The 20,258-nt window shown below is 61.2% G+C and carries 14 protein-coding genes and 1 tRNA gene; 8 read left to right on the top strand and 7 right to left on the bottom strand.

The window, feature by feature from the left end:
* From tssB to N2599_RS27255, 3 genes are all read right to left on the bottom strand, one after another.
* Positions 1–537 (bottom strand): type VI secretion system contractile sheath small subunit, encoded by a 537-nt coding sequence (tssB, locus tag N2599_RS27265; protein WP_027509568.1) that lies wholly within the window; start codon positions 535–537, stop codon positions 1–3.
* Positions 534–1,697: a type VI secretion system protein TssA gene (locus tag N2599_RS27260; RefSeq protein WP_027509569.1), complete on the bottom strand. Its 1,164-nt coding sequence runs from the start codon at positions 1,695–1,697 to the stop codon at positions 534–536. Before N2599_RS27260 ends, tssB begins: the two co-directional genes overlap by 4 nt.
* A gap of 93 nt (positions 1,698–1,790) precedes the next feature.
* Entirely contained in the window at positions 1,791–3,884 is a 2,094-nt protein-coding gene (locus N2599_RS27255) for a serine/threonine protein kinase (RefSeq protein ID WP_027509570.1), read from the bottom strand.
* Positions 3,885–4,046: 162 nt separating this feature from the next.
* Between N2599_RS27255 and tssH the strand changes: the two genes are divergently transcribed.
* Positions 4,047–6,764, top strand: coding sequence for a type VI secretion system ATPase TssH (gene tssH, locus N2599_RS27250; protein WP_027509571.1), 2,718 nt, complete (start codon positions 4,047–4,049; stop codon positions 6,762–6,764).
* A 36-nt stretch (positions 6,765–6,800) separates the two neighbouring features.
* On the opposite strand, the gene N2599_RS27245 is transcribed toward tssH, so the two are convergent.
* Positions 6,801–7,556: an OmpA family protein gene (locus tag N2599_RS27245; protein WP_027509572.1), complete on the bottom strand. Its 756-nt coding sequence runs from the start codon at positions 7,554–7,556 to the stop codon at positions 6,801–6,803.
* A gap of 119 nt (positions 7,557–7,675) precedes the next feature.
* Between N2599_RS27245 and N2599_RS27240 the strand changes: the two genes are divergently transcribed.
* Genes N2599_RS27240 through N2599_RS27230 form a run of 3 tightly spaced genes read left to right on the top strand, consistent with a single transcriptional unit; the run spans position 7,676 to position 11,843 of the window.
* Complete coding sequence (locus N2599_RS27240; RefSeq protein WP_027509573.1) at positions 7,676–8,443, top strand: PP2C family protein-serine/threonine phosphatase; 768 nt, start codon at positions 7,676–7,678, stop codon at positions 8,441–8,443.
* Between the two features lie 35 nt (positions 8,444–8,478).
* Positions 8,479–9,348, top strand: coding sequence for a M15 family metallopeptidase (locus tag N2599_RS27235; protein WP_051336539.1), 870 nt, complete (start codon positions 8,479–8,481; stop codon positions 9,346–9,348).
* Entirely contained in the window at positions 9,345–11,843 is a 2,499-nt protein-coding gene (locus N2599_RS27230; RefSeq protein ID WP_027509575.1) for an ImcF-related family protein, read from the top strand. The genes N2599_RS27235 and N2599_RS27230 overlap by 4 nt, the downstream gene beginning before the upstream one ends.
* 196 nt (positions 11,844–12,039) lie before the next feature.
* Here N2599_RS27230 and N2599_RS27225 read toward each other — a convergent pair.
* Positions 12,040–12,115 (bottom strand) — tRNA-Val (locus N2599_RS27225).
* A 271-nt stretch (positions 12,116–12,386) separates the two neighbouring features.
* On the opposite strand from N2599_RS27225, the gene N2599_RS27220 reads away from it, so the two are divergent.
* The gene (locus N2599_RS27220) at positions 12,387–12,992 is read left to right on the top strand and encodes a class I SAM-dependent methyltransferase (protein ID WP_027509577.1); all 606 of its coding nucleotides are present in this window, start codon (positions 12,387–12,389) and stop codon (positions 12,990–12,992) included.
* Positions 12,993–13,341: 349 nt separating this feature from the next.
* Here N2599_RS27220 and N2599_RS27215 read toward each other — a convergent pair whose 3' ends face one another.
* Both N2599_RS27215 and N2599_RS27210 read right to left on the bottom strand, forming a co-directional pair.
* Positions 13,342–14,073: a YoaK family protein gene (locus N2599_RS27215; protein ID WP_027509578.1), complete on the bottom strand. Its 732-nt coding sequence runs from the start codon at positions 14,071–14,073 to the stop codon at positions 13,342–13,344.
* A gap of 301 nt (positions 14,074–14,374) precedes the next feature.
* Positions 14,375–15,154, bottom strand: coding sequence for a response regulator (locus N2599_RS27210; protein WP_084606435.1), 780 nt, complete (start codon positions 15,152–15,154; stop codon positions 14,375–14,377).
* Positions 15,155–15,280: 126 nt separating this feature from the next.
* Here N2599_RS27210 and N2599_RS27205 point away from each other — a divergent pair, with 126 nt between their 5' ends.
* The 3 genes from N2599_RS27205 (at position 15,281) to N2599_RS27195 (ending at position 20,254) form a co-directional block, all read left to right on the top strand.
* Positions 15,281–16,300, top strand: coding sequence for a cytochrome-c peroxidase (locus N2599_RS27205; RefSeq protein WP_037141691.1), 1,020 nt, complete (start codon positions 15,281–15,283; stop codon positions 16,298–16,300).
* Positions 16,297–18,801, top strand: coding sequence for a two-component system VirA-like sensor kinase (locus tag N2599_RS27200; protein WP_051336525.1), 2,505 nt, complete (start codon positions 16,297–16,299; stop codon positions 18,799–18,801). The genes N2599_RS27205 and N2599_RS27200 overlap by 4 nt, the downstream gene beginning before the upstream one ends.
* A gap of 406 nt (positions 18,802–19,207) precedes the next feature.
* The gene (locus tag N2599_RS27195; RefSeq protein WP_244564513.1) at positions 19,208–20,254 is read left to right on the top strand and encodes a methyltransferase; all 1,047 of its coding nucleotides are present in this window, start codon (positions 19,208–19,210) and stop codon (positions 20,252–20,254) included.
* The last annotated feature ends 4 nt before the right edge of the window (positions 20,255–20,258 follow it).

Genomic DNA, 20,258 nt, shown 5'->3' with positions numbered 1-20,258 from the left:
TCAGACCTCCGACTTGCTGCTATCTTCGAGCGCCTGATCGGCGATCTTTCCCAACAGGGGCTCGTTGTTCAAAAGTTGCGCGATGCGTTTTTCGGCGTCGATGCGGCCATCCATGAAACCGAGCAATTCCTCAAGTTGGCCGCGCATTCTCAAGAGTTCTGCAAGCTGCGGAACTTGTTCGGCAATACGATCCGGCGCGAAATCGGCTATGCTCGTAAAGGTCAGGTCTAGCGCAAGCTCTTCGTCGCGCTCTTCGCCGGCAGGCTGGGGAAGGGTGTTTTTCACGCGAGCTTTGACGCGCGGGCTGAGTGCTTCCATGAAACGACCGAACCTGTTTGCGTCGGTTTCGACAAAGGAGCGGTCCCGGACGGACTTGCGGGCCTCCGGCGTCTGGGAGGCGCCGGCGAGATCAGCCATCACGCCCATGACGAACGGCAATTCGATGGTGGTCGGACTGCCGTAAGTTTCGACTTCGTAAGCGATCTGGACGCGAGGCGCCCGGTTTCGTTCAATTACCTTGGCCTTAGTTTCGCTCATTGGTGATCACCTTTCGTCCCAGGGACAGGTTTTTTTCTTTCCGGCACACCGGCCAGAAGCCGGAATTCCTTCAAACCGGAGGGCGCCAGGTCCTCCATGAGTTCCAGAAAATCCATCGGCACCATACGTTTGATCCTGTGCGCCAGATGGGGAATAGGACTAGACGGTTCGGTGCGGTCGTAGAAGGCAATGATGAGGTCGATGCACTTTGTGACCTCCTCGCGCGAGGTAAGCCGCGACGGAAAGACTGCCGTTGCTCCGGTGTAAGCCGGAGCTGCGTCAGAGATCGTTTTTGCAGCCGCGGTCTCACGATCGAGCGTTTCCTCGTTTGCAGTTTCCTGCCTGGGGTTGGGCTTGGCACGCTCAAGCGTAGAGATCACTCGCTGCAGGAAGCGACTCAGATCCGGCAAGGTCACGCGCACATCCCCGCCGAGTCGCCGATTGAGCGATGTCTCGAGGGCTTCCATCGCTGTGGCGGCAGCGTTTGCGCTGACGATGAGCGCGGACGCCTCGTCCCCGGCTTGTTCCGCAAACGCCGCGCAGCCGATCCTCACGCGATTGAGTAACTGGTCGTGCTCGCTTACGAGCGACGCCTTCTCAGCGTCGCTCAGTCCGGGTGCAGCCTCGTTGAGAACGGTTCGGGTGTCGAGAGCCCCGCGCTCGAGATCGCGCCCTGTGACAGGGCCGACGCTCCGTGGCGCAAAGAAAGTCATCTTCCGAAGATCGCCGAGTAGCCCATCCTTCTCGTTTTGGAGTTGGAGAAGAGCATTAGTCCGGCGTATTGCGGCATCCCGTAGAGGCAAGCCCTCACGAAGTTCCGGATGCATCGTTTCCCAATGCATGTCGAAGCTTCCGGTGATCAGGTTCAAGCCTTCCGCGAGGCCAGCAAGACCTTGTTCATTTGCAAGGGCGCGGGTCACGATCACGAGGAGCCTCAGATCCCGTCCGTGCTGGCGCAACTCTTCTGATTTTCGAAGGACGATCGACCAATCGACCGGGACCTCGGTCCGTGAGACCGGGTTGTTGCGTTCGTCGCGGCTGATCTCGATCTGCGGTTGCACAAGGCGTTCCAACTCGTGGAATCGTGCATCATTCCGCAAGCTTTCGCCCGACGGGTTGTCGCCGTTCAGTGGACTTAACCAGAGAGCCGAGTTAAACAACAGATCCCCCTGTTAACCGACTAGTATTCCCCTACTTTTGCTTTTACCACAACTTCTTGTTCTAGACTAATGGCAGATTTCTTCGACTTGCAATTATTTGCGCGTGTCGATTAACCGGGTCGTCATTGACAGCATCGAGACATGACCGGCCGCTACCACTGCACGTAAATCTTCGGCAAAGGACTTGGTGGACTCGGTTGTTGGCCGAAGCTGCGGGAAAAGCGGCTGGTCGGTCTGCATAGCAATTATCAGCGTTCTGCCGAAGGTGTTGTCGACGGCGAAGGTGAGCTTTGCGGGGTCGGCCGCACCCTCTGCCGTTGGATAGGCGACCCGAATGGTGCGCATGCCATCCGACACGGTCCCGATTTCGGCGAGTGCATGATCGGGTCTCTTGATGTTCGGAAGTACATTGAAGAGATTGCCTGTGACGTCGGCGATGGCGACCCACAAGTACCCCTTGTCGAGCGAGGCCGGCGCAAGCACGTCGATAACCGGATTGTCGCCAACCGAATAGATGCCCGACATGTTCGGCTCGGATCTGTCGCCATAGCCAAGAACGATCGTCATCTGACCTTGCGGCGTATCCGGCAACAGCTCTTGAACAACGCACAGCTGGTCGCTGAGTACCGTGGCATCGAAGCGCAGCTCGCGATCTCCGACATGGGGTGCGAGTGCCTGCTGGAGGGCTTCGAGGTCGCCGCTTGAAGCGACGTCTCCTTGGACGGAGATCGTCGATCCGAGGGGAAAGGTGCCGCCCTCCGGTTGTTGAACGCGGAGTGGACCGCAGGTCTCCAGCGGCACGATAAGGGGTTTCAGTTGGTCCGGCGACAGATCTCGCGGACCGGCCGCAATACGGGCGACAGGCTGGTAGCCGGCCGCTTTTGCCGCCGCATTGAATCGTGTGACCGCAGCTTCGCGTCCCGCTTTATCGGGCGCGAGGCCCGTGAGGTGGACCGTTCGATCAGCTATTTCAAGCTTCCACTCGTCAAGCGGAACGGCGGCCGCAAAAAAGACATCGATGTCCTGCGCCCACCGTTCGGATGGAGCACCCTGGGCGAGTGTGAGGGCGTCATTGGGCGGCGGAAGCCCGACCGTGCGGGTGAAGTTCGCTAGGATTGCCTGATGCTGGTCGGCGTCGGGAGCGAAACCGGCAAGCGTGAGCCGCCCTTGCGCGTCCACCCCGGCAGTGAGTTTGTAGGGCGTCGCGATCGGCAGGGCAGTCGGAGACAAGCTCTGAAAAACCCCGAGAAACCAAAGTCCGCCGATAGCGGCCAGCGCCGCGAGAGGCAGAATTAGAAGCAATGGCCGCAACTTGGGCCCCGTGTCGCGCCCGCCCGGCCGTGCTTTGGCGTGACCAGGTTGCAGCAACCTTCCGATTTCATTGACGACCGCGGCGGCACTCGGTGGCCGGCGGGCCGGGTCAGGCTGAGTGAGGTCGTCGATCAGTGTCTTAAGCGGTTCTGGAACGCCCGAGGTGTCAAGCCGGCGCTCCTTATGACGGACGACCTCGCCCGGACTCCTTCCGACGTCTGGAACCCTTCCCCGAAAGGTTGCGAGCAGCGATGCGCCCAAGGCATAAAGGTCGGAGCGCGGCTCCGCTTGCCCATGCATCTGCTCCGGCGCAGCATATTCGTACTTGCCCGCAAACTCGTTACCGACGATTGTGCGCGCCCCTGTGTTGCTGTCTTTGGCGATGCCAAAATCGATAATAACGGCTTCCTCCGGCCTGCCGTCGCGAAGGATGATGTTGTCGGGGGAAAGGTCGCGGTGGACGATCTTGCGCTCGTGCGTTGCGACAAGACCTTCGGCCACTCTGTGTGCCACCACTAGCAGATCCCGCGGGGAAGCCCCGCCTTGCTCGAGCCACTCACTGAGCGGCGTGCCGGCAACATAATCCATCACCAGATAGACGTGGCCGTCGCCGGTCTGGCTGCAGTCGGTGTAGCGCACGACCGCGTGGTGGGAGATGCTGCGCATTTCCTCCTCTCGCTTCATAAGCTCCAGATAGCCGGCATTTGCCGAGAGCTCCCGCTTCAGCGCCTTAAGCGCCACCACGCGGCGGGTGATCCGGTTGCTTGCTCGATAGACTTCACCTGTTCCACCGCGGCCGAGGACACCCTCGATCTCGTAGGTGTTGTTGAGCACCTGTCCTTTGCGGAAGATGTCGCCAGGCAGAGGATCAATCATCTGGAGCCTCCCAGCGCACCCAGTGGGAACCACGCGACATAATATTCATCAAGAACACGAGGGTCGAATATTTGTCAAGAATACTCTAATGTGGCACGCTGTGACTAGCGATCGAAGACCAGCGACGCCCTATTCAAGATCACATGATAGGAGCCGACCGACATGCAGCAGAGCTTCAAGCGCAAGGAACTGGTCGGCAAACTCAATCCCGTTTGCTTGCGCGCTTTCAAGGCGGCGGCCGACGCGGCCAAGCTTCGCGGCAATCCCTATGTCGAACTCGTTCACTGGATCGAACAGCTGGCCCTGGTCGACCGCGCAGATTTTCAGCTTATCCTCAACGATGCTGGCGTGGATCTCGGCCGGCTTGCTGCCGATATGGCGAGGGCGATAGACAAGCTTCCCTATGGCGCGACCTCCATCGAGGAGTTTTCGGATCACATCTTTCATGCCATCCAGGAGGCCTGGAGCCTGGCAAGCCTGCAGTTCGGATCTGAAGAGGTTCGCGGCGTGCATGTTCTGCTGGCCTGCAGAAAGGTAGCGGTACTTGACGGGCTTCTGTTGAAGATCAGCGCCGAATTCGATCGGATCGAGGCGGATTCCGTCATCCCCCGGCTGGACGACGTGCTGGCCGGATCACTCGAAAATGCCGGCAAGGCCGAAGCTCCAGAACCGTCCCGGAAAAAACGCCCGGCGGGCGGTGATTCCGCATTGGCGAAATACGCAACCGACCTCACCCGGCGCGCACGCGACGGCCAAGTTGACCCGGTCCTGGGCCGGGATCCCGAGATCCGTCAGATCGTCGATATCCTCATGCGCCGGCGCCAGAATAACCCGATCCTGACCGGCGAAGCCGGAGTGGGCAAGACGGCGGTGGTCGAGGGTTTTGCACTCCGCCTTGCAGAAGGAGATGTGCCGCCGCCGCTGAAAGGCGTGGCGCTTCACCTGCTGGACATCGGTTTGATGCAGGCGGGGGCGAGCGTCAAGGGTGAGTTCGAGAAGCGGCTGAAGACAGTCATCGAGGAAGTCCAGGCATCAGAAACTCCGATCATCCTCTTCATCGATGAAGCTCATACTCTGATCGGGGCAGGCGGGGCAGCGGGAACGGGAGACGCGGCAAATCTTCTTAAACCGGCATTGGCGCGTGGCGAGCTTCGCACGATCGCTGCAACGACATGGGCAGAGTACAAGCAGCATATCGAGAAAGACCCGGCTTTGACCCGCCGCTTCCAGGTGGTCAAGGTTGAAGAGCCTGATGAAGAAGCCGCCATCCTGATGTTGCGTGGTGTGGCAGGCGTGCTGGAGAAGCACCACCAGGTGCAGATTCTGGACGAAGCCATCGAGACAGCCGTCAGCCTTTCGCATCGCTATATCCCCGCGCGCCAACTGCCGGACAAGGCAGTCAGCCTACTCGATACGGCCTGCGCGCGCGTGGCGGTATCGCAGCACGCGACACCGGCTGAGGTCGAAGATCTTCTGCGGCGCAAGCAGTCTCTCGAGGTCGAGCAGGGCATCATCGGGCGCGAAGCTGCGATCGGCATCGAGGTCGCAGAGCGCCCGTCGAAGGTCGAAGCCTCGCTCGCCGAGACGGAATCCGCGTTGCTTGCCGCAAAGGCCCGCTGGGAAAAAGAACAGTCAATGGTCTCCAAAATCCTCGATCTACGGGCAAGGCTACGGGGAAAGGGAGTTAAGCTCGATGCGGTGCTGGCCGAGGGAGAGGCGGACGCGGAATTGCCGGCGGCTGCCGACGTGGATCTCCCCGAGCAGGAGCGCGGCGATAGCGTACTCCCGAACCAGGGCGCCGATCTTGCACGGCTCAAGGTGCTAATGGCGGAACTTGCAGGCGTTCAGGGCGAGACGCCGCTCATCCTGCTTTCCGTCGACAGGAACGCTGTGGCCTCCGTCGTGCAGGACTGGACGGGTATTCCCGTCGGCCGGATGCTGACCAGCCAGACTGAAAAAGCGCTACAGCTCGCCAAGGTTCTGGGAGAGCGCGTCGTCGGCCAGGAGTTTGCAATGGAATCGATCGCGCGGCGCGTGCAAACCAGCCGTGCGGGACTTGGCTCACCTGAAAAGCCTGTGGGCGTTTTCCTGCTGTGCGGCCCTTCAGGCGTCGGCAAGACAGAAACGGCGCTGGCGCTCGCCGAAGCGCTCTATGGAGGCGAACAGAATCTGATCTCCATCAACATGTCGGAGTTTCAGGAGGCACACACAGTCTCCACTCTCAAGGGTGCCCCTCCCGGCTATGTCGGCTACGGCAAGGGAGGGGTACTGACCGAAGCCGTGCGGCGGCGACCCTATTCCGTCATCTTGCTCGATGAAGTCGAGAAGGCGCACCCGGATGTGCACGAGATCTTCTTCCAGGTTTTCGACAAGGGAATGATGGACGACAGCGAGGGCCGACGGATCGACTTCAGGAACACCCTTATCCTGCTGACGTCGAATGTCGGTTCGGACGTAATCATGAAGCGAACAGACGGCGGCAGGACGCGGCCGCCGCTTGAGGAACTCGAAAGCGCACTGCGGCCGCCACTGCTGAAAGTGTTTCCGCCAGCGTTCCTCGGACGGGTGATTGTCGTGCCCTATTACCCGCTCTCGGATTCAATGATCGATGCGATCACACAACATCATTTCGCCGAGATCGCGCGCCGCCTGCGCGCCAGCCATGACGCCGAACTGGTGATCGGGAACGGGGTTCTGGAATTGATCAAGGCTCGGTGCACCGAAGTTGAATCGGGCGGGCGCATGATCGACGCGATCCTGACAAACACGCTTCTACCGACGCTGAGCCAAGGCGTACTGAACTGGGCGCTCGAAGGCAAACGCCTCACCAAGGCCACGGTCGGAGCATCTGCCGAAGGCTTCACTTACGCGTTTGAATAAGAAACGTGCTCACGCCGCTAGCAGCTGCGGCCGCCGTTAGCTCACAGCCTGGAATTCTACGCGCCTGTTCTCGTCGGCCTTCGGATTTTCCTGGTTGAGAAGAAACTGCTCGCCTGCGCCAACTGCTTCGAGCCGTTCCCGAGCGATGTTGCAATCATCCGTGAAGAAGCGGGTTACCTCCTTCGCGCGCAGCACCGATAGGTGCTGATTGTAGCTTGCGCCTCCGACAGCATCCGTGTGACCGATGATACGGACGAGTTTGATGTCCATATCCTTTATTACTCCGCAAAGCTTCTGCAGCATCGCCTTTTGCTGCGGAGCGATGGCCGCTGAATCGAAGTCGAAATTTACGCGGACGTTGATCTGGTCGTCGGGCGGCAGCTTCCAGTATGTCTGCGGATCGCTTGTCGCCGCTGCGGATACGGCGGTTGTCGGTGATGTCGCCGTCGGTTGCGGGGTTGATGGCTGACCTACATCGGGGACAGCTGGAGCAGCTTCGGTCCCTTGGGGCGCAATGGCTGCAGGGGCAGCGGGAGCCGGAGCGGTTTTGGCTGCGCCGGTTTCGGGCGTGGCAATTGTCACCGGTATGGCCGCGGCTTTGGGCGTGGAGTTGGAGTTGGTAAGAACCAGGCCACGCGTGGCTCCGAGCCGTGCTGCCTTGAACAACTCGATCTGTCGCTGAAAGCGCTCTTTAAGCGCCGAATCGTTCAGTTCCTGCGCACCCAAATCAGTTTGGGTCACGAAGAATAGAGCGAGAAACACCGTCAGCTTGGTGGTCAGCAGGCGCTTCATCTTACGCTCCTTTGGCAAAAAGGTTTCGCCTCCTATGAAATTACTATAGGATGACTTTGGCGGCAACCGATCCGCTAGCCGCTCTCGCGACGGATCGATTTAATGGGGTTCATCCGATCATGACCCCGGATTCTCGGGACAATGCTTCGACGCGCGTGCCTAACCGGCCGGGCAGGCCGCAAGGAGCGGGACTAAGTCATACCGGGCATGTGCGAACAAACAACGAAGACGCGATTCTCACCGATCCCTCGGGCGTCCTTTGGGCAGTAGCTGACGGAATGGGCGGCTACGGCTACGGCGACGTCGCGGCTGACCTGGTCATCGAACAGCTCGCGCTAATCCCGCACACTCCCGTTTCCGGCGGTCACCTCGTTGCTGCGCTGCAGTCAGCCAATTCAGCCGTCCGGCGGTGGGCGGCTTCGGCCAATGTGGCACAGATGGGTGCTACAGTGGTCGCGGCACTCATCGACGGCGGAGCGACGACAATCGCTTGGGTGGGAGATAGCCGGGCCTATCGTTCGCGAGGAGGTGAGCTGCTGCAACTCACGCGCGACCATTCGGTGGTGCAGGAACTTCTCGATGACGGGCACCTTAGCCCCGCCGCTGTCCGGCAGCACCCACAATCCCACGTTGTTACTCGGGCAATCGGCGCCGCCGACCGTCTGGACGTGGACTCCGTCGAGGTCGCGCTGGAGCCGGGCGATTTTCTGCTCCTTTGTTCCGATGGATTGACCGATTGTCTTGCCGAGCCCGAGATCATCGCTCACTTGAACGCGCCGAGCCCAGATGCCGCCTGCCGGCGACTGGTAGCCGCCGCTCTCGATCACGGCGCTCCAGACAATGTCTCTGTGATAGTGATTCGGATTGACGGAGATGTAGCGCCTTGAGGCCACTAAATCCGATTGCGGCTGTCGTCATTGGAATGAGCGTCATTCTTGCGGCGGCCGTATTCGCGTTTGTTGGCGACCTGCTTCGAGACACGGACCGTGATCCGAATGCAGGAAGGATCGATCGGCTAACTCAACAGTTCGCTCAGCAGGACAGAGAGATCCAGTCGCTGCGAGCTGAACTGAACTCGGTCAAAAGAAAGGTGACAGAACTAGAGGGAAAAGTGAAAGAACTGGCGGAGGCGCCGCGCCCCGAGCCCGTCCCGCCAAGCACCGCCGTCAGCCCGCCGCCCGGGGAACCTCTGAGCCAGCAGTCATTTTCGATCGACCAGTTCGGCGGTATGGCGCCGCCCGAGGAGACCGAAAATATGACAGAGCCGATGCAGCTGGCGAAGAAGCGCTTCAACGAGGGCATCATACGCCCGACCCCGGCAGTGCTCCGCCAAATCCTTGGCGAGCCGCGAAGTGTGTATTCCACAAGCTGCCAGCCGGTCACCAACCCGAAATTGCTGAAAACCCTGGAAAGCCGAGACATAGGACATTTCCGCCTGACGATGATCAGGCCCGCCCTCGATTCGCTGGGGCAGATCATGGAGCGTCTCCGAAAGGAGGAACCGGATATCTATGCCGCGATCGGCACGGCTGGTGCGCTGTGCGTGCGTTATGTGCGAGGCTCGAACAGGTCTGTGTCGTCGCATGCCTGGGGCGCGGCCGTCGATCTGACACTCAAGAAGAACCTCGACAGATTGGGAGATAGCAGCACGCAGTTCGGACTTGTGGTGCTCGCAGAGTTCTTCAACGATGCCGGCTGGTATTGGGGTGCTGGCTATAGCCGCGAAGATTCCATGCATTTTGAAGTGGGTGAAGCGCTGCTTCGCAAATGGGCCGCGGAGGGCAAACTGTGAGAGACTATGTCCAACCTCCGGGGCGCGATGGTGCGGGAGCGGACGTGCTTCCGGCATTGGCCGAGCCGCTGCTTGGCCTCGCGAAGCGGGCCGAAAGCGAGAAGCGGCCCGATCCGCAGGAGTTAGCCGCGACCGCCCGCATGCTCGTGGCCGAGTTCGAGAAAGAAGGACGCCGCAGGAACGTTCCGCCGGACTGGATCCTGGATGCGCGGGACGCGCTCGTCGCTTTGCTCGATGTCCGTGCGCGCAGCAATCCGGCGCTGCCAATCAAACGATGGGAGCGTGCGCTCGCGGCCGCCCTTCCGATCAGCCACATGATTGGCGCCGATGGTCTCGCCGAAAGGGCCGTCCAGGCCGCGAAAGGGGGTCTGGCGCGGCGCGATCTGGCGCGTTTTCTCGGGCATTGCAGTGAAGCCGTTCAGGCTGCACAGTCGAAGGAGGAGCAGCACAGAACGCGAGCAGATCACGGCCTTGTCTTTCTTGCGGTGGCTCTGTTCTTCGCGATGCTGGTCGCCTGGGCCGGGTGGGCCGAATGGCAGTTTCGAGAGCGGCGGCTGGCACAATTGCCCGACGTCCGGAGCGTTGTGGAAGCTGGCAAGGCCGCCACGCCAGCAGCGCGGGCGGCTCAGCTCGATGCCTTCGTGGCGGCGGTCCGGCTCGTTGAGCAGGAGGCCGCCCGCTCACCGCTTGGCCTCATTCACCATATCGAGATGGTCGATCCCGCTGCGGCGGCGCGCCGTCGCTATGGCGAGGCGGCCGAAGCCTTGGTTGCCGAGCCACTCGCCGAGGCACTGGCTGTTGCGCTTGCCACGGAAGGGGAGGCTAATGCGCTCTACGATTCCCTCCGCGCTTGGTCGATACTGAAGGGGACATCGGACTGGCAGCCCAGGTTTCTGGGGGGCTGGGTCGCCGATCGCGTCGAGACCTTCCCCGAACTTGCTTTACTGGCCGAGCATGTTGCTGCCATGCCGAAGGCGCAGCCGGGACTTCCATCTCCAGATCCCGAAACGATCGCCCAGGCGCGGCAATTCGCTGCTGAAGGCTTGGCGAGTGAGCGGGCCTTGCTCGAACTGACACGTGCCGAAAAGACGGCAGCTCTTCCTCCCTGGTCTCTCGGTCAGGCGGCCCCCGGTCTCGACACGATCTTGATCCACCGGTCAGGCCTGCCGATCGAGCGTGGAGTTCCCGGTCTCTATACGGAGGCTGGATGGAACTATGCGAAGTCGGACGCCGCCGACGCGATCCGCCGGGCAACGTCCGAGGCCGTAACGGTGCTCTCCTCGGGCGGCACGACGACCACGGAAGCGGTGATGGATCTCCTTCAAAAGCGTACGCTTGAGGCATGGACGCAGTATCTGGGTGAGCTTCGCGTGAGGCCGTTCACAGACCAACCCACTGCTGTCGTGATCAGCGGTGCGCTGAGCGCACGCAACTCGCCGCTCTCGGCACTTATCCGCGAGGCATGGCGCCAGTCCGGCGGGAACGATCGCAGCCGAAGCCATGCCAACCAGCTTAGGATCGCAGCGGCATTGGGTCCGGCTATTCAGTTCGTGGAGCAGAGCCGGATGTCGGAGATCTCGCAGCTCTTTGTCTCGCTGAACGTGGCTCTCTCCGTTCTCGATGAGGATGCGGAGATCGGCAAGAAATCCCTCATGGACGCACAGGAGCGCGCCAACTCGATCGTTGCCTTGCAGCAAGCCCCGCTTCTGGTCGTCCAGATCGTCGAGGACGTGATCTCTCAGACGGCTGCCCCAAAAGCGCCGGAGGTTGCTGCGGATCATGTCCCAAAAGAGACACCTCAGGCACCGCAGCCTCCACAGTCACCACAATCACCTTGGGGCTCTCAGGTTGCGGCCGCCTGCCAGGCCGCCGTAAGCGGCCATTATCCGTTCTTTGATGGGCCGGATGCGGACATGGCCGAAGTCGCGCGGATCTTCGCGCCGGACGGCAGCATAGAAAGGTATTTCCGGGCTCAACTGGCACACTTGATGGACACGTCGACGACACCGTGGCGCTGGAAGCCGGAAGCGCGGCTTTCGGGCTATTCACCCGAAAGCGCGGCCTTTCTCCAAAGGGCGGTTGCCGTTGGCGAGGCCCTTTTTCAAAAGGGAGCATCGCCCAACGTCCCGATTGTGCTGGAGGCGCTCGCCCAACGAGGAGCCGCGACCGTCTCGATCGGCGGCGCTCATGCTCCGGTCGTCACTTCCGGAGAGTCGGTCACCTTGAACTGGCCCGGGGCCTCGCCCGGGCAAGGCTTTGAGATATCCTTCGATACGGGTCCTGCGGTCGAGAAGAAGAGCGCAAGCGGTCCATGGGGCCTGTTGCGGTTTCTGGACGGGTCGCGCCTGCGGCCCCGCGAGGCCGGCCGGCGGTTCCTGGTCGATGTCCGTGCCAAGGGGGCGCGCGCCTATCTTCAGATGTCCTTCGCAGGAGCTGCCAACCCGGTGTCGGTACGCTCACTGATGCGCGGCTTGACCTGTCCGTTCACGCTCTGAATGCAATTTCGAATTTTTGCACACGATACCCGTGCCGTCTGGTCCGGAGCCGTCGCCGCCTTATTTAAGCTTTTCATCGAGAAGGCGGCGGTGGGTTCAAGGGTGAAGTGCGATTTGCGAACGATACCAACGAGGTATCGCTCGCTGAGACAAACGAGGGAAAAAGCGATGAATAATCAATGAGTAAATAAAGGAATGGTGGGCGATGAGAGACTCGAACTCCCGACATCCTCGGTGTAAACGAGGCGCTCTACCAACTGAGCTAATCGCCCTCGATGCCGCAACATCCAGCGTGAAGGCTCTCTACCGATATCGGCGCAGAACTGCAAGACCATCGCCGGGTTTTTTCTCCAATTTTTTCAAACCCGCCATCATCAGGCCATGTGCGATGCACGTACGCGTCAGATTATTGTGAACCGCAAAGGACGACTCCTTGGTCTCGCACGCTTTCGCGATGCGGGACTTGCGTATAGAGATGGGCTGGGTCGCGGCAACACCGGTGTTGTGCCGTGTCAGAAGAAACCATCCGTACTGGAGCATAGAGTGAAAACGCGCGAAGAGCGGCTACGCCTAAGGAACAGCACACCTCGTACAAAGCTCGATTTTGTCCATACCGAAGGCGCCAAGCTGCTGCCTGATCGAAACGAGCTTCTCTATCGCCTTCCGAATCATGCAGTTGCGGCCGAGATCGGGGTCGCCGAAGGCGAGTTCACGTCTGAAATTCTCAAGCGGAATCACCCCGCAAAGCTGTTCCTGATCGATCCGTGGGGGATGGATCGCTACTCGGCGGGTATCACGACGGTGAGCGAGAAATTCGCTGATGAAATAGCCGACGGAACGGTGGTGATAAGGCAGGGTACGTCGCTCGACGCTTTGAGCACGTTCGACGACGGTTTTTTCGACTGGCTCTATATCGACACGGACCATTCCTTCGATCTCACCTGGAAGGAGCTGGTCCTAGCAAACAGCAAGGTCAATCGTGGCGGGCGCATTGCGGGCCACGATTTCTGCACCGGTAACACCGTAAAGCCGATCGTTTATGGCGTCGTGGAAGCCGTCAACAAGTTCTGCGCGGAATACGCATGGCGTTTCGAATATATGACACTGGATCCGGATGCGCATTTTTCCTTCTGCCTGCAGCGCCTCTGACGCAGCGCGATGCGGTGCGCGCGCAGCCGAAATGGCTTCGCACCGCGGCCACCTACCGATCTTTAATTGATATATTACTTACATAACATCATCTTACGGTAAATTTTTAAAGCTTTGCTTCCGATGTGGCGCAGGGCTATTCCCAAAGTCGCTTTTGTCGTTCTGAAAAGTTCAACTTCCCCTTTTAAGTCTGGCGCTTAACGATGCATTTTCGCCGGATTTTTTCGAACGCAGCAGAGGATCTGTCAGGAATAAATCGACATGTGGCGCGCGCCCAGCGAACATGTCGCTGTCCTCACGGGTCAGATCGGACACGCCGAAGGCGCTGAGCGAGATAGTTACGGAGCAGTCACGAAGTGGCCTGCGCGCGCTGCTGCCGCACGCGGGAAATGCCGGTCATGGCAATCGCCAGCAACAGTGCAGCAGTTGCGATAAGCAGGAAGCCGCCGGCGGCGCGATAGACCAGGACGCCCAGGATCCCGCCGAACAGGAAGGCAAGGATCGTCTGGGCATGCAAAAGGAGCTTGGCACGGTTCTGTTGCGCCTCACTCGGCCGCTCGCTTCCGCGCAGGATGTCGAACGCCGTTCCAAGCTCGATGCCGATATCGGTTGCCATGCCCGAAATATGCGTAGTCCTCACCCGCGCGTTAGAAATGCGCGTGACGACTGCATTTTGAAGGCCCATGAGAAAAGCGAGGCCAATCACCAGAACCGGTGCGCGCCATTCTCCGAGCAGCCAAAGATCGGCACAGCCGAGTACTGCAAGCAGTATCCCTTCCGTCAAGATACTGTAAGCGTAGATCGCATGCATATTGCGTCGGCGCCCGGCATTGATGAGCAGCGTCGAGACGGTCGCGCCCAGGATGAAGGTGACGATGATCGCAAGGTAAAACAGGGCAGAAAGCCACGCGCCGACGGCAATATGGTCGGAAAAGGTGGAGACGTTTCCGGTCATATTCGCGGAAAAGAAGCCGACTGCGTAAAATGCAGCCGCGTTGAGCGCGCCGGCTATCGCCGCCAGGCAAGAGGCAAGCTTTCTGTCAATCTGGTCGTTACGTTCGTGCCCTTGGCGGATCAGCATGGTTTGTCTTCAATATTGCAGAGACCGGGAATAGTAACGAGGAAAGGTCAATGGGACGTGAAACATTCGCGCGACGGCGCCCTTTATCTTAAGGCTAGAGATTCGCAATTCGATGGTTGGTGGCAGTACCTAATCGCGGACTTTTGATGAGCAAACCGTACGGGAGCATCCTACGCTGTCCGTCCAATTCGTACTACGACCGCCTCATGCCTCACCATCAACTCGGCCGATGCTTCGCGCTTGCTTCGACCTTTCACTCCGCGAGCACCTATGGGAATGAAAGCGGAATACGACAACAACATCACAGCAGCTCGACGGCAGTGGCGAACATGTAGCCGGCGCCCCGCTCGGTGGTGATGAGCTTCGGCTCGCTGGGGTTGACCTCGAGCTTGCGGCGCAGGCGCAGGATCTGCACGTCGATGCTGCGGTCGAACACCTCCTCGTCGTGCATCCGGCTCGCAATGAGAAGCTGCTCGCGGCTGAGGATTTGCTGCGGCGACTGCAGAAACGCGGCAAGCAGGTTGAACTCGCCGGTGGTCAGCGGCGTTGGTTCGCCGGCCGGCGATATCAGGCGCCGCGTGCGCATGTCGAGCTCCCAGCCGGCGAAGCGGCATCGTACCCGCTTCTTGCTGCCCGAATGCCGCTGTGCCACCTGCGATCGCCGGAGCACGGCGCGAACCCGCGCGAGCAGCTCCCTGAGGCTGAAGGGCTTCGTGATGTAGTCGTCGGCTCCGAGCTCCAGGCCGACGATGCGGTCCGCCTCGTCGCGCCGGTGGCCAGTGATGATGATGATGGGGGCCTCCGGCGGGCTGCCAAGCTGGCGCATGATGTCGAGCCCGTCTTCGCCGGCAAGCCTCATGTCGAGGATCAACAGGTCCACCGGCCGTTCGCTGAAGATCCGCGCCATGGCTTGGCTGCCGGCGACGGCGGTGACCTTGAAGTTCTCGGCCACGAGGTAGTTGGTCAGCATATCGCGGATGTCGGGATCGTCGTCAACGACGAGGATATGCTTCGATGCCGTTCCCGGCTCGGCTCCGCCGTTCGGCGGCTGATCCTGATGCGTGTTTTGTGCAGCTGACATGTCCGCCGTCCGCAAACGTGGAACCTCTGGCCGAGTCGCTGCTTTATTAAACATCGATCTTCGGCGATTTATTGGCCGGGTGCCGATAATCGTCACGGCCGAACGCCCCTACCACAGGCTTGCTCGATGACGCATGGGCATATTGGTAAGGATTGGGCGGGGCTTTTTGTTCCGCTTTGCCTGGCAATGGCGGCACCGGCGCTGGCCCTGATGAAACAGCCTGCGCCCTTGCCCGAAGAGCCGATTGCTCCGCTCGTAGCGGCCGGGCCTTCCGACCAGGCGAAGATTGCGCTTGGCGAGGGTCTGTTCCACGACGCCAGGCTGTCGCACGACGGTGTCTTTGCCTGCAGCTCCTGTCACAGGCTCGAGCTCAGCGGTGACGACGGCCAGGCCCGCTCCGTGGCAGCAGACGGAGAATCGCTCGATTTCAATGCCCCGACCGTCTTCAATTCGGCCTTCAGCTTCCGGCTGAATTGGCGCGGCAATTTCGACACCTTTGAGGAGCAGAACGAGGCGGTCCTGCTCGATGACAAGCTCATGAACACGAGCTGGGATGAATTGCTGCCGAAGCTGCGCTCCGACCGGAATTATGCAGAGCGCTTTGCCAGGATCTACGGCGAGGCTGCCAGCAGGGCGACGGTGCTCGACGCGCTGGCCGTCTTCCAGCGGTCGCTGATCACGCCCGATGCGCGCTTCGACCGCTATCTCAAGGGCGAGCGCGACGCCATCACGGCGGACGAAGAGCACGGCTATCAGCTCTTCAAGGCATATGGGTGCGTCGCGTGCCACCAGGGCGCAAATGTGGGCGGCAACCTTTTCCAGAAATTCGGCATCTTCCAGGATCCGTTTGCCGGCCAGAAAGCACTCTCGGAGGCGGATCAGGGCCGCTTCGCGATCACCCGCGCCGAGGCCGACCGACATGTGTTCCGTGTCCCCAGCTTGCGCAATGTTGCCGTGACGTCTCCGTATTTTCACGACGGCCGCACCGGATCCCTCGGCGAGGCGGTGAAGATCATGGCGCGTAACCAGCTCGGCCGGGAGCTCGATCAGCGCGATGCCGATCTCATCGTCAAATTCCTGGGCACGTTGACCGGTGAATATCGCGGCCGGCCGCTGACCAGCGCAGCCGAGCGTCTCGAGCAATGACGTCGCTGCGTCCCCTGGCCGCGATCGTTGCCGGCCTGCTCATCATGCTCACCTACCTGCTGGTACAAGGTGCGGCGCCTGACACTCAGCGCCACGAACGCACGCTCGATGCGGTGAGAACCGTCATCCTGTACAACGCGGCCCTCCAGCGTGACGTGCTGCGGGCCCGGGCGGGACTTCTGCGCAGCTACGATCCGCTCGTCCGTGCGATTGCGAGGCTCGATGAGGCGATGGCGAGCTTGGCGGCCGCCAGCGAGGTCGCAAGCGGTGAAGCGAGGGTTGAGATCGATCGGCGCGTCGCCGACGTGGCCGCTGCGGTGCGCGACGAGGAAACGCTCGTCGAGTCCTTCAAATCGAGCAACGCGCTGCTCCAGAACTCGCTGAACTATTTCAACTACACCAGCGGCCGGCTCGCTGCCGAAGGAGACGGTCTCCGAGCCGTCGAGATCGGGGCTCTGACGATCGCGATGTCGCGGTTTATCAACGATCCCCAACCGGAGGCGGCAAGAGCCGTTGCCGCCCCGCTCGACAGGCTTGCCAGGCCATCCCTCGACATGGCATTGGCAAGCGAGGTCCGCTCGCTTGTCTCTCACGGCCGGCTCATCGTCACGACGCTGCCCGCAGTCGACGGTCTTGTCGCCCGCCTCCAGGCTTCCCCCACGAGCGAGCGCGCACGGGCGCTTCAGGACGTTTATCTCGAGGCACATGGGCAGGCTGCCGCGCGCGCCGCAATGTTTCAGGCGCTGCTTTATGTCGCTGCGCTGGTCCTCGTGGGTTATATCGCCTATTTGTTCGTCCGTCTGCGCCACAACGCGCAGACCCTGAAGGAGCGGCTCGATTTCGAGCGCCTGATCGCCTCGATCTCGACCGAGTTCATCAATCTTCCGCGTGGCCGGATCCGTGCCGACATTAGCAAGGGCCTCCAGCGCCTAGTGGAGCACGCCGGCCCAGATGGCGCGCAGATCGCCGTCAGCCACACCTGCGACGGCAACGGCGGCTACGCCTATCGCCGCCCGGGCGTGAACACGCCGCCATGCCCGCCGGAGGATATTCTGGAGCTCGCGTCGACCTGGACGCTGAAGGACTACGAGCGTCAGGGCGCGATCTACGTTCCGCGTGTCAGCGAGCTTCCGGAGGGGCCGGAGAAGACGCGCCTGCAGGCATATCAACTGCGAGCCTGGCTCGGCATACCGATGTCGCATGCCGGCGAGCGGCTGGGCTTTCTGGCGCTCGATTCCGTAACGGACGAGAAACATTGGGCCGACGACGACATTGCTCTCCTGCGCACCGCAGCCGAGATTTTCGCAAACGCAATCGCGCGCGAGCGCATCGAACACGAACGCGAAGCGCTTCAGGCGCGCCTCAACCAGTCGCAGCGGCTGGAAGCGATCGGAACGCTTGCCGGCGGCGTCGCACACGAGTTCAACAATATCCTCGGGGCCATTCTCGGCTATGGCGAGATGGCGCTGGCGGTCCTGTTAAAGGAGTCGCGCGCGCGCAGCTATGTGCAACAGATCATGAAGGCCGGCGCGCGGGCGCAGAATGTCACGGAGCAAATTCTCGCCTTCGGCCGCCGCCGCGAGCGGCACTATCAGCCCCTTCGGGTGGAGCCCGTCGTCGTGGAGACGGTCGGCCTGCTGCGCGCCTCCTTTCCCGCAACACTCTTGGTGGAGACACGTCTTGCGGCTGCGGCTGCCTCGATGATGGGCGACCCGACCGAGCTTCAGCAGGTCGTCATGAATCTCGGCACGAACGCAGCGCAGGCGATGAACAACCGCGGTGTGCTGGAGATCGACCTCGGTACGCTGGAGTCCGAAGTGCCCTTGACGCTGTCGCACGGCAACATGCCTCCCGGCGACTACATTCGCCTGACTGTCAGGGATACCGGCATCGGCATGGATCGAGCGACCATGGAGCGCATCTTCGAGCCGTTCTTCACGACCAAGCCGGCGGGGCAGGGCACGGGGCTTGGCCTTTCGACGGTACACGGCATCATCGCCGCGCTCGGGGGCGCAGTGGACGTGAAGAGCCAGATTGGCGAGGGCACGACCTTCGAGATCTATTTCCCGCGGATCGAAGGCGCCGCCCCGGAGGAAGATGAGGCCGAGACCGTCGAGACTTCTGTCCACCACGGCAACGGTGAGACGATCCTTGTCGTGGACGACGATACGCCGCTCGTGCGGCTTGCCGAGGAGATGCTTGCCGCGCTCGGCTACGAGCCGGTCGGCTTCGACCGGCCTCCTGCCGCTCTCAGTGCATTCCGCACCGATCCGGCACGCTTCGACCTGGTGCTGACGGACGAGATCATGCCGGAGATGACGGGCATCGAGTTTTCCGGCCAACTGCACAAGATCCGGCAGGATCTGCCGATCGTCCTGATGACGGGATACGGCCGTCCGCTGAGTTCGCGTCAGCTCAAGGCGGCAGGCATAAGCGAGGTCATCAGGAAGCCGCTGCTGTCGAACGCGATCGCGCACTGTCTCGCCCACCATCTTCATTAAGACCGGGGCGCCGCAATTGCGGCGCAAGGGGCCTCCCGCCATTACAGCTGTAATCAAACTCCGATTCCATTGAAATCATCCCGTAGCTCAATCGTTCGATCATCGGGCTCCGTACTCCAAACGAGGAGCGTGAAAATGTATCGAAACGGCATCTTTCCGCACGAAGTGCGCAGAGCGCTTGAAGGGCAGATCAAGGGAATCGAGATTTCCGCAAGAAGGGCCGGTAGGCGTGTGACCGATCCTGACATTCAGTCGCGGCTGCAGCCTCTCCACGAGAAACTCGACGCCTCACTCAGAAGGCGCCATCGGCGCCGCGTCGCTCGATAAAACACCTCGCCTATCTGCGGAACGCGACAACCGGTCCAGCCAGGCCTGTCGCGCGGCCGCGCATGACATGGAGGCACCGATGAGCACTACAGCTGCTAATCACATGACAGTTGCGGAGAGCGAAGCTTGTTCGCCGGAAGGCATCCTGCAGCTCGGTCTCGGTTTCTGGGCATCGAAGACGTTGCTAAGCGCCGTCGAACTCGGGCTTTTCACGGAGCTGGCCTCCGGACCTCTTGATGGGGAAGCCTTGCAAAAGCGCCTTGGATTGCATCGGCGCGGAGCGCGGGATTTCCTCGACGCGCTTGTCGCGCTCGGCATGCTAGAGCGCGAGGGCGACATCTATCGAAATACCCCGGCGACCGACCGCTATCTCGACCGCGGCAAGCCGACCTATGTGGGCGGAATGCTCGCCGTGGCCGCCACGCGGATCTACGCCAACTGGGCCTCGCTTACCGAAGCGCTCAGGACCGGCAAGCCGCAGAACGGCACCGAAGACGACGAAGACCTCTTCGACATGCTCTATTCCAATCCGGACAATCTGGTCATGTTCGCGCAGGCGATGACCGGCGGCAGTCTTCAGGCCGCTGAGGCGCTTGCCCGGCGGTTCCCCTGGACAGACTATCGCACCTTTATCGACATCGGCACCGCCGAGGGCAGGGTTCCCGTCGAGATCGCCAGCGCCCATCCGCACCTGACAGGCGGCGGCTACGACCTGCCGCCGATGCGGCCGGTATTCGAGGCCTATGCGGAGCGGCGCGGACTTGCCGACCGGCTCCGGTTCCATCCCGGCGATTTCCTGAAGGAGCCGCTTCCTCCGGCCGACGTGCTGGTGATGGGGCATATCCTTCACGACTGGAATCTTGAGGTGAAGCGCACGCTGCTGGCGAAGGCTTACGCAGCCTTGCCGAAGCGCGGCGCGCTCATCGTCCACGACCAGATCATCGACGACGAGCGAAGGCAGAACGCCGCAGGGCTGCTGATGAGCCTCAATATGCTGGTCAATACGCGGGGCGGGTTCGATTACACCCGCGCCAACGGCATTGGCTGGATGCGTGAGGCAGGTTTTACCGACGTGCGCTTCGAACATCTCGCCGGCCCCCATTCGATGATCGTGGGAATCAAGTAGCCGA

Source organism: Rhizobium sullae, assembly GCF_025200715.1.
Classification (GTDB): domain Bacteria; phylum Pseudomonadota; class Alphaproteobacteria; order Rhizobiales; family Rhizobiaceae; genus Rhizobium; species Rhizobium sullae.
This window is presented reverse-complemented; position numbering and strand designations above follow the sequence as displayed.

Coding starts and splice junctions, on each gene's coding strand:
- tssH (WP_027509571.1), top strand. CDS start 4,047: ATGCAGCAGAGCTTCAAGCGCAAGGAACTGGTCGGCAAACTCAATCCC.
- N2599_RS27215 (WP_027509578.1), bottom strand. CDS start 14,073: ATGCTGATCCGCCAAGGGCACGAACGTAACGACCAGATTGACAGAAAG.
- N2599_RS27210 (WP_084606435.1), bottom strand. CDS start 15,154: ATGTCAGCTGCACAAAACACGCATCAGGATCAGCCGCCGAACGGCGGA.
- tssB (WP_027509568.1), bottom strand. CDS start 537: ATGAGCGAAACTAAGGCCAAGGTAATTGAACGAAACCGGGCGCCTCGC.
- N2599_RS27205 (WP_037141691.1), top strand. CDS start 15,281: ATGACGCATGGGCATATTGGTAAGGATTGGGCGGGGCTTTTTGTTCCG.
- N2599_RS27200 (WP_051336525.1), top strand. CDS start 16,297: ATGACGTCGCTGCGTCCCCTGGCCGCGATCGTTGCCGGCCTGCTCATC.
- N2599_RS27245 (WP_027509572.1), bottom strand. CDS start 7,556: ATGAAGCGCCTGCTGACCACCAAGCTGACGGTGTTTCTCGCTCTATTC.
- N2599_RS27240 (WP_027509573.1), top strand. CDS start 7,676: ATGACCCCGGATTCTCGGGACAATGCTTCGACGCGCGTGCCTAACCGG.
- N2599_RS27195 (WP_244564513.1), top strand. CDS start 19,208: ATGAGCACTACAGCTGCTAATCACATGACAGTTGCGGAGAGCGAAGCT.
- N2599_RS27235 (WP_051336539.1), top strand. CDS start 8,479: ATGAGCGTCATTCTTGCGGCGGCCGTATTCGCGTTTGTTGGCGACCTG.
- N2599_RS27255 (WP_027509570.1), bottom strand. CDS start 3,884: ATGATTGATCCTCTGCCTGGCGACATCTTCCGCAAAGGACAGGTGCTC.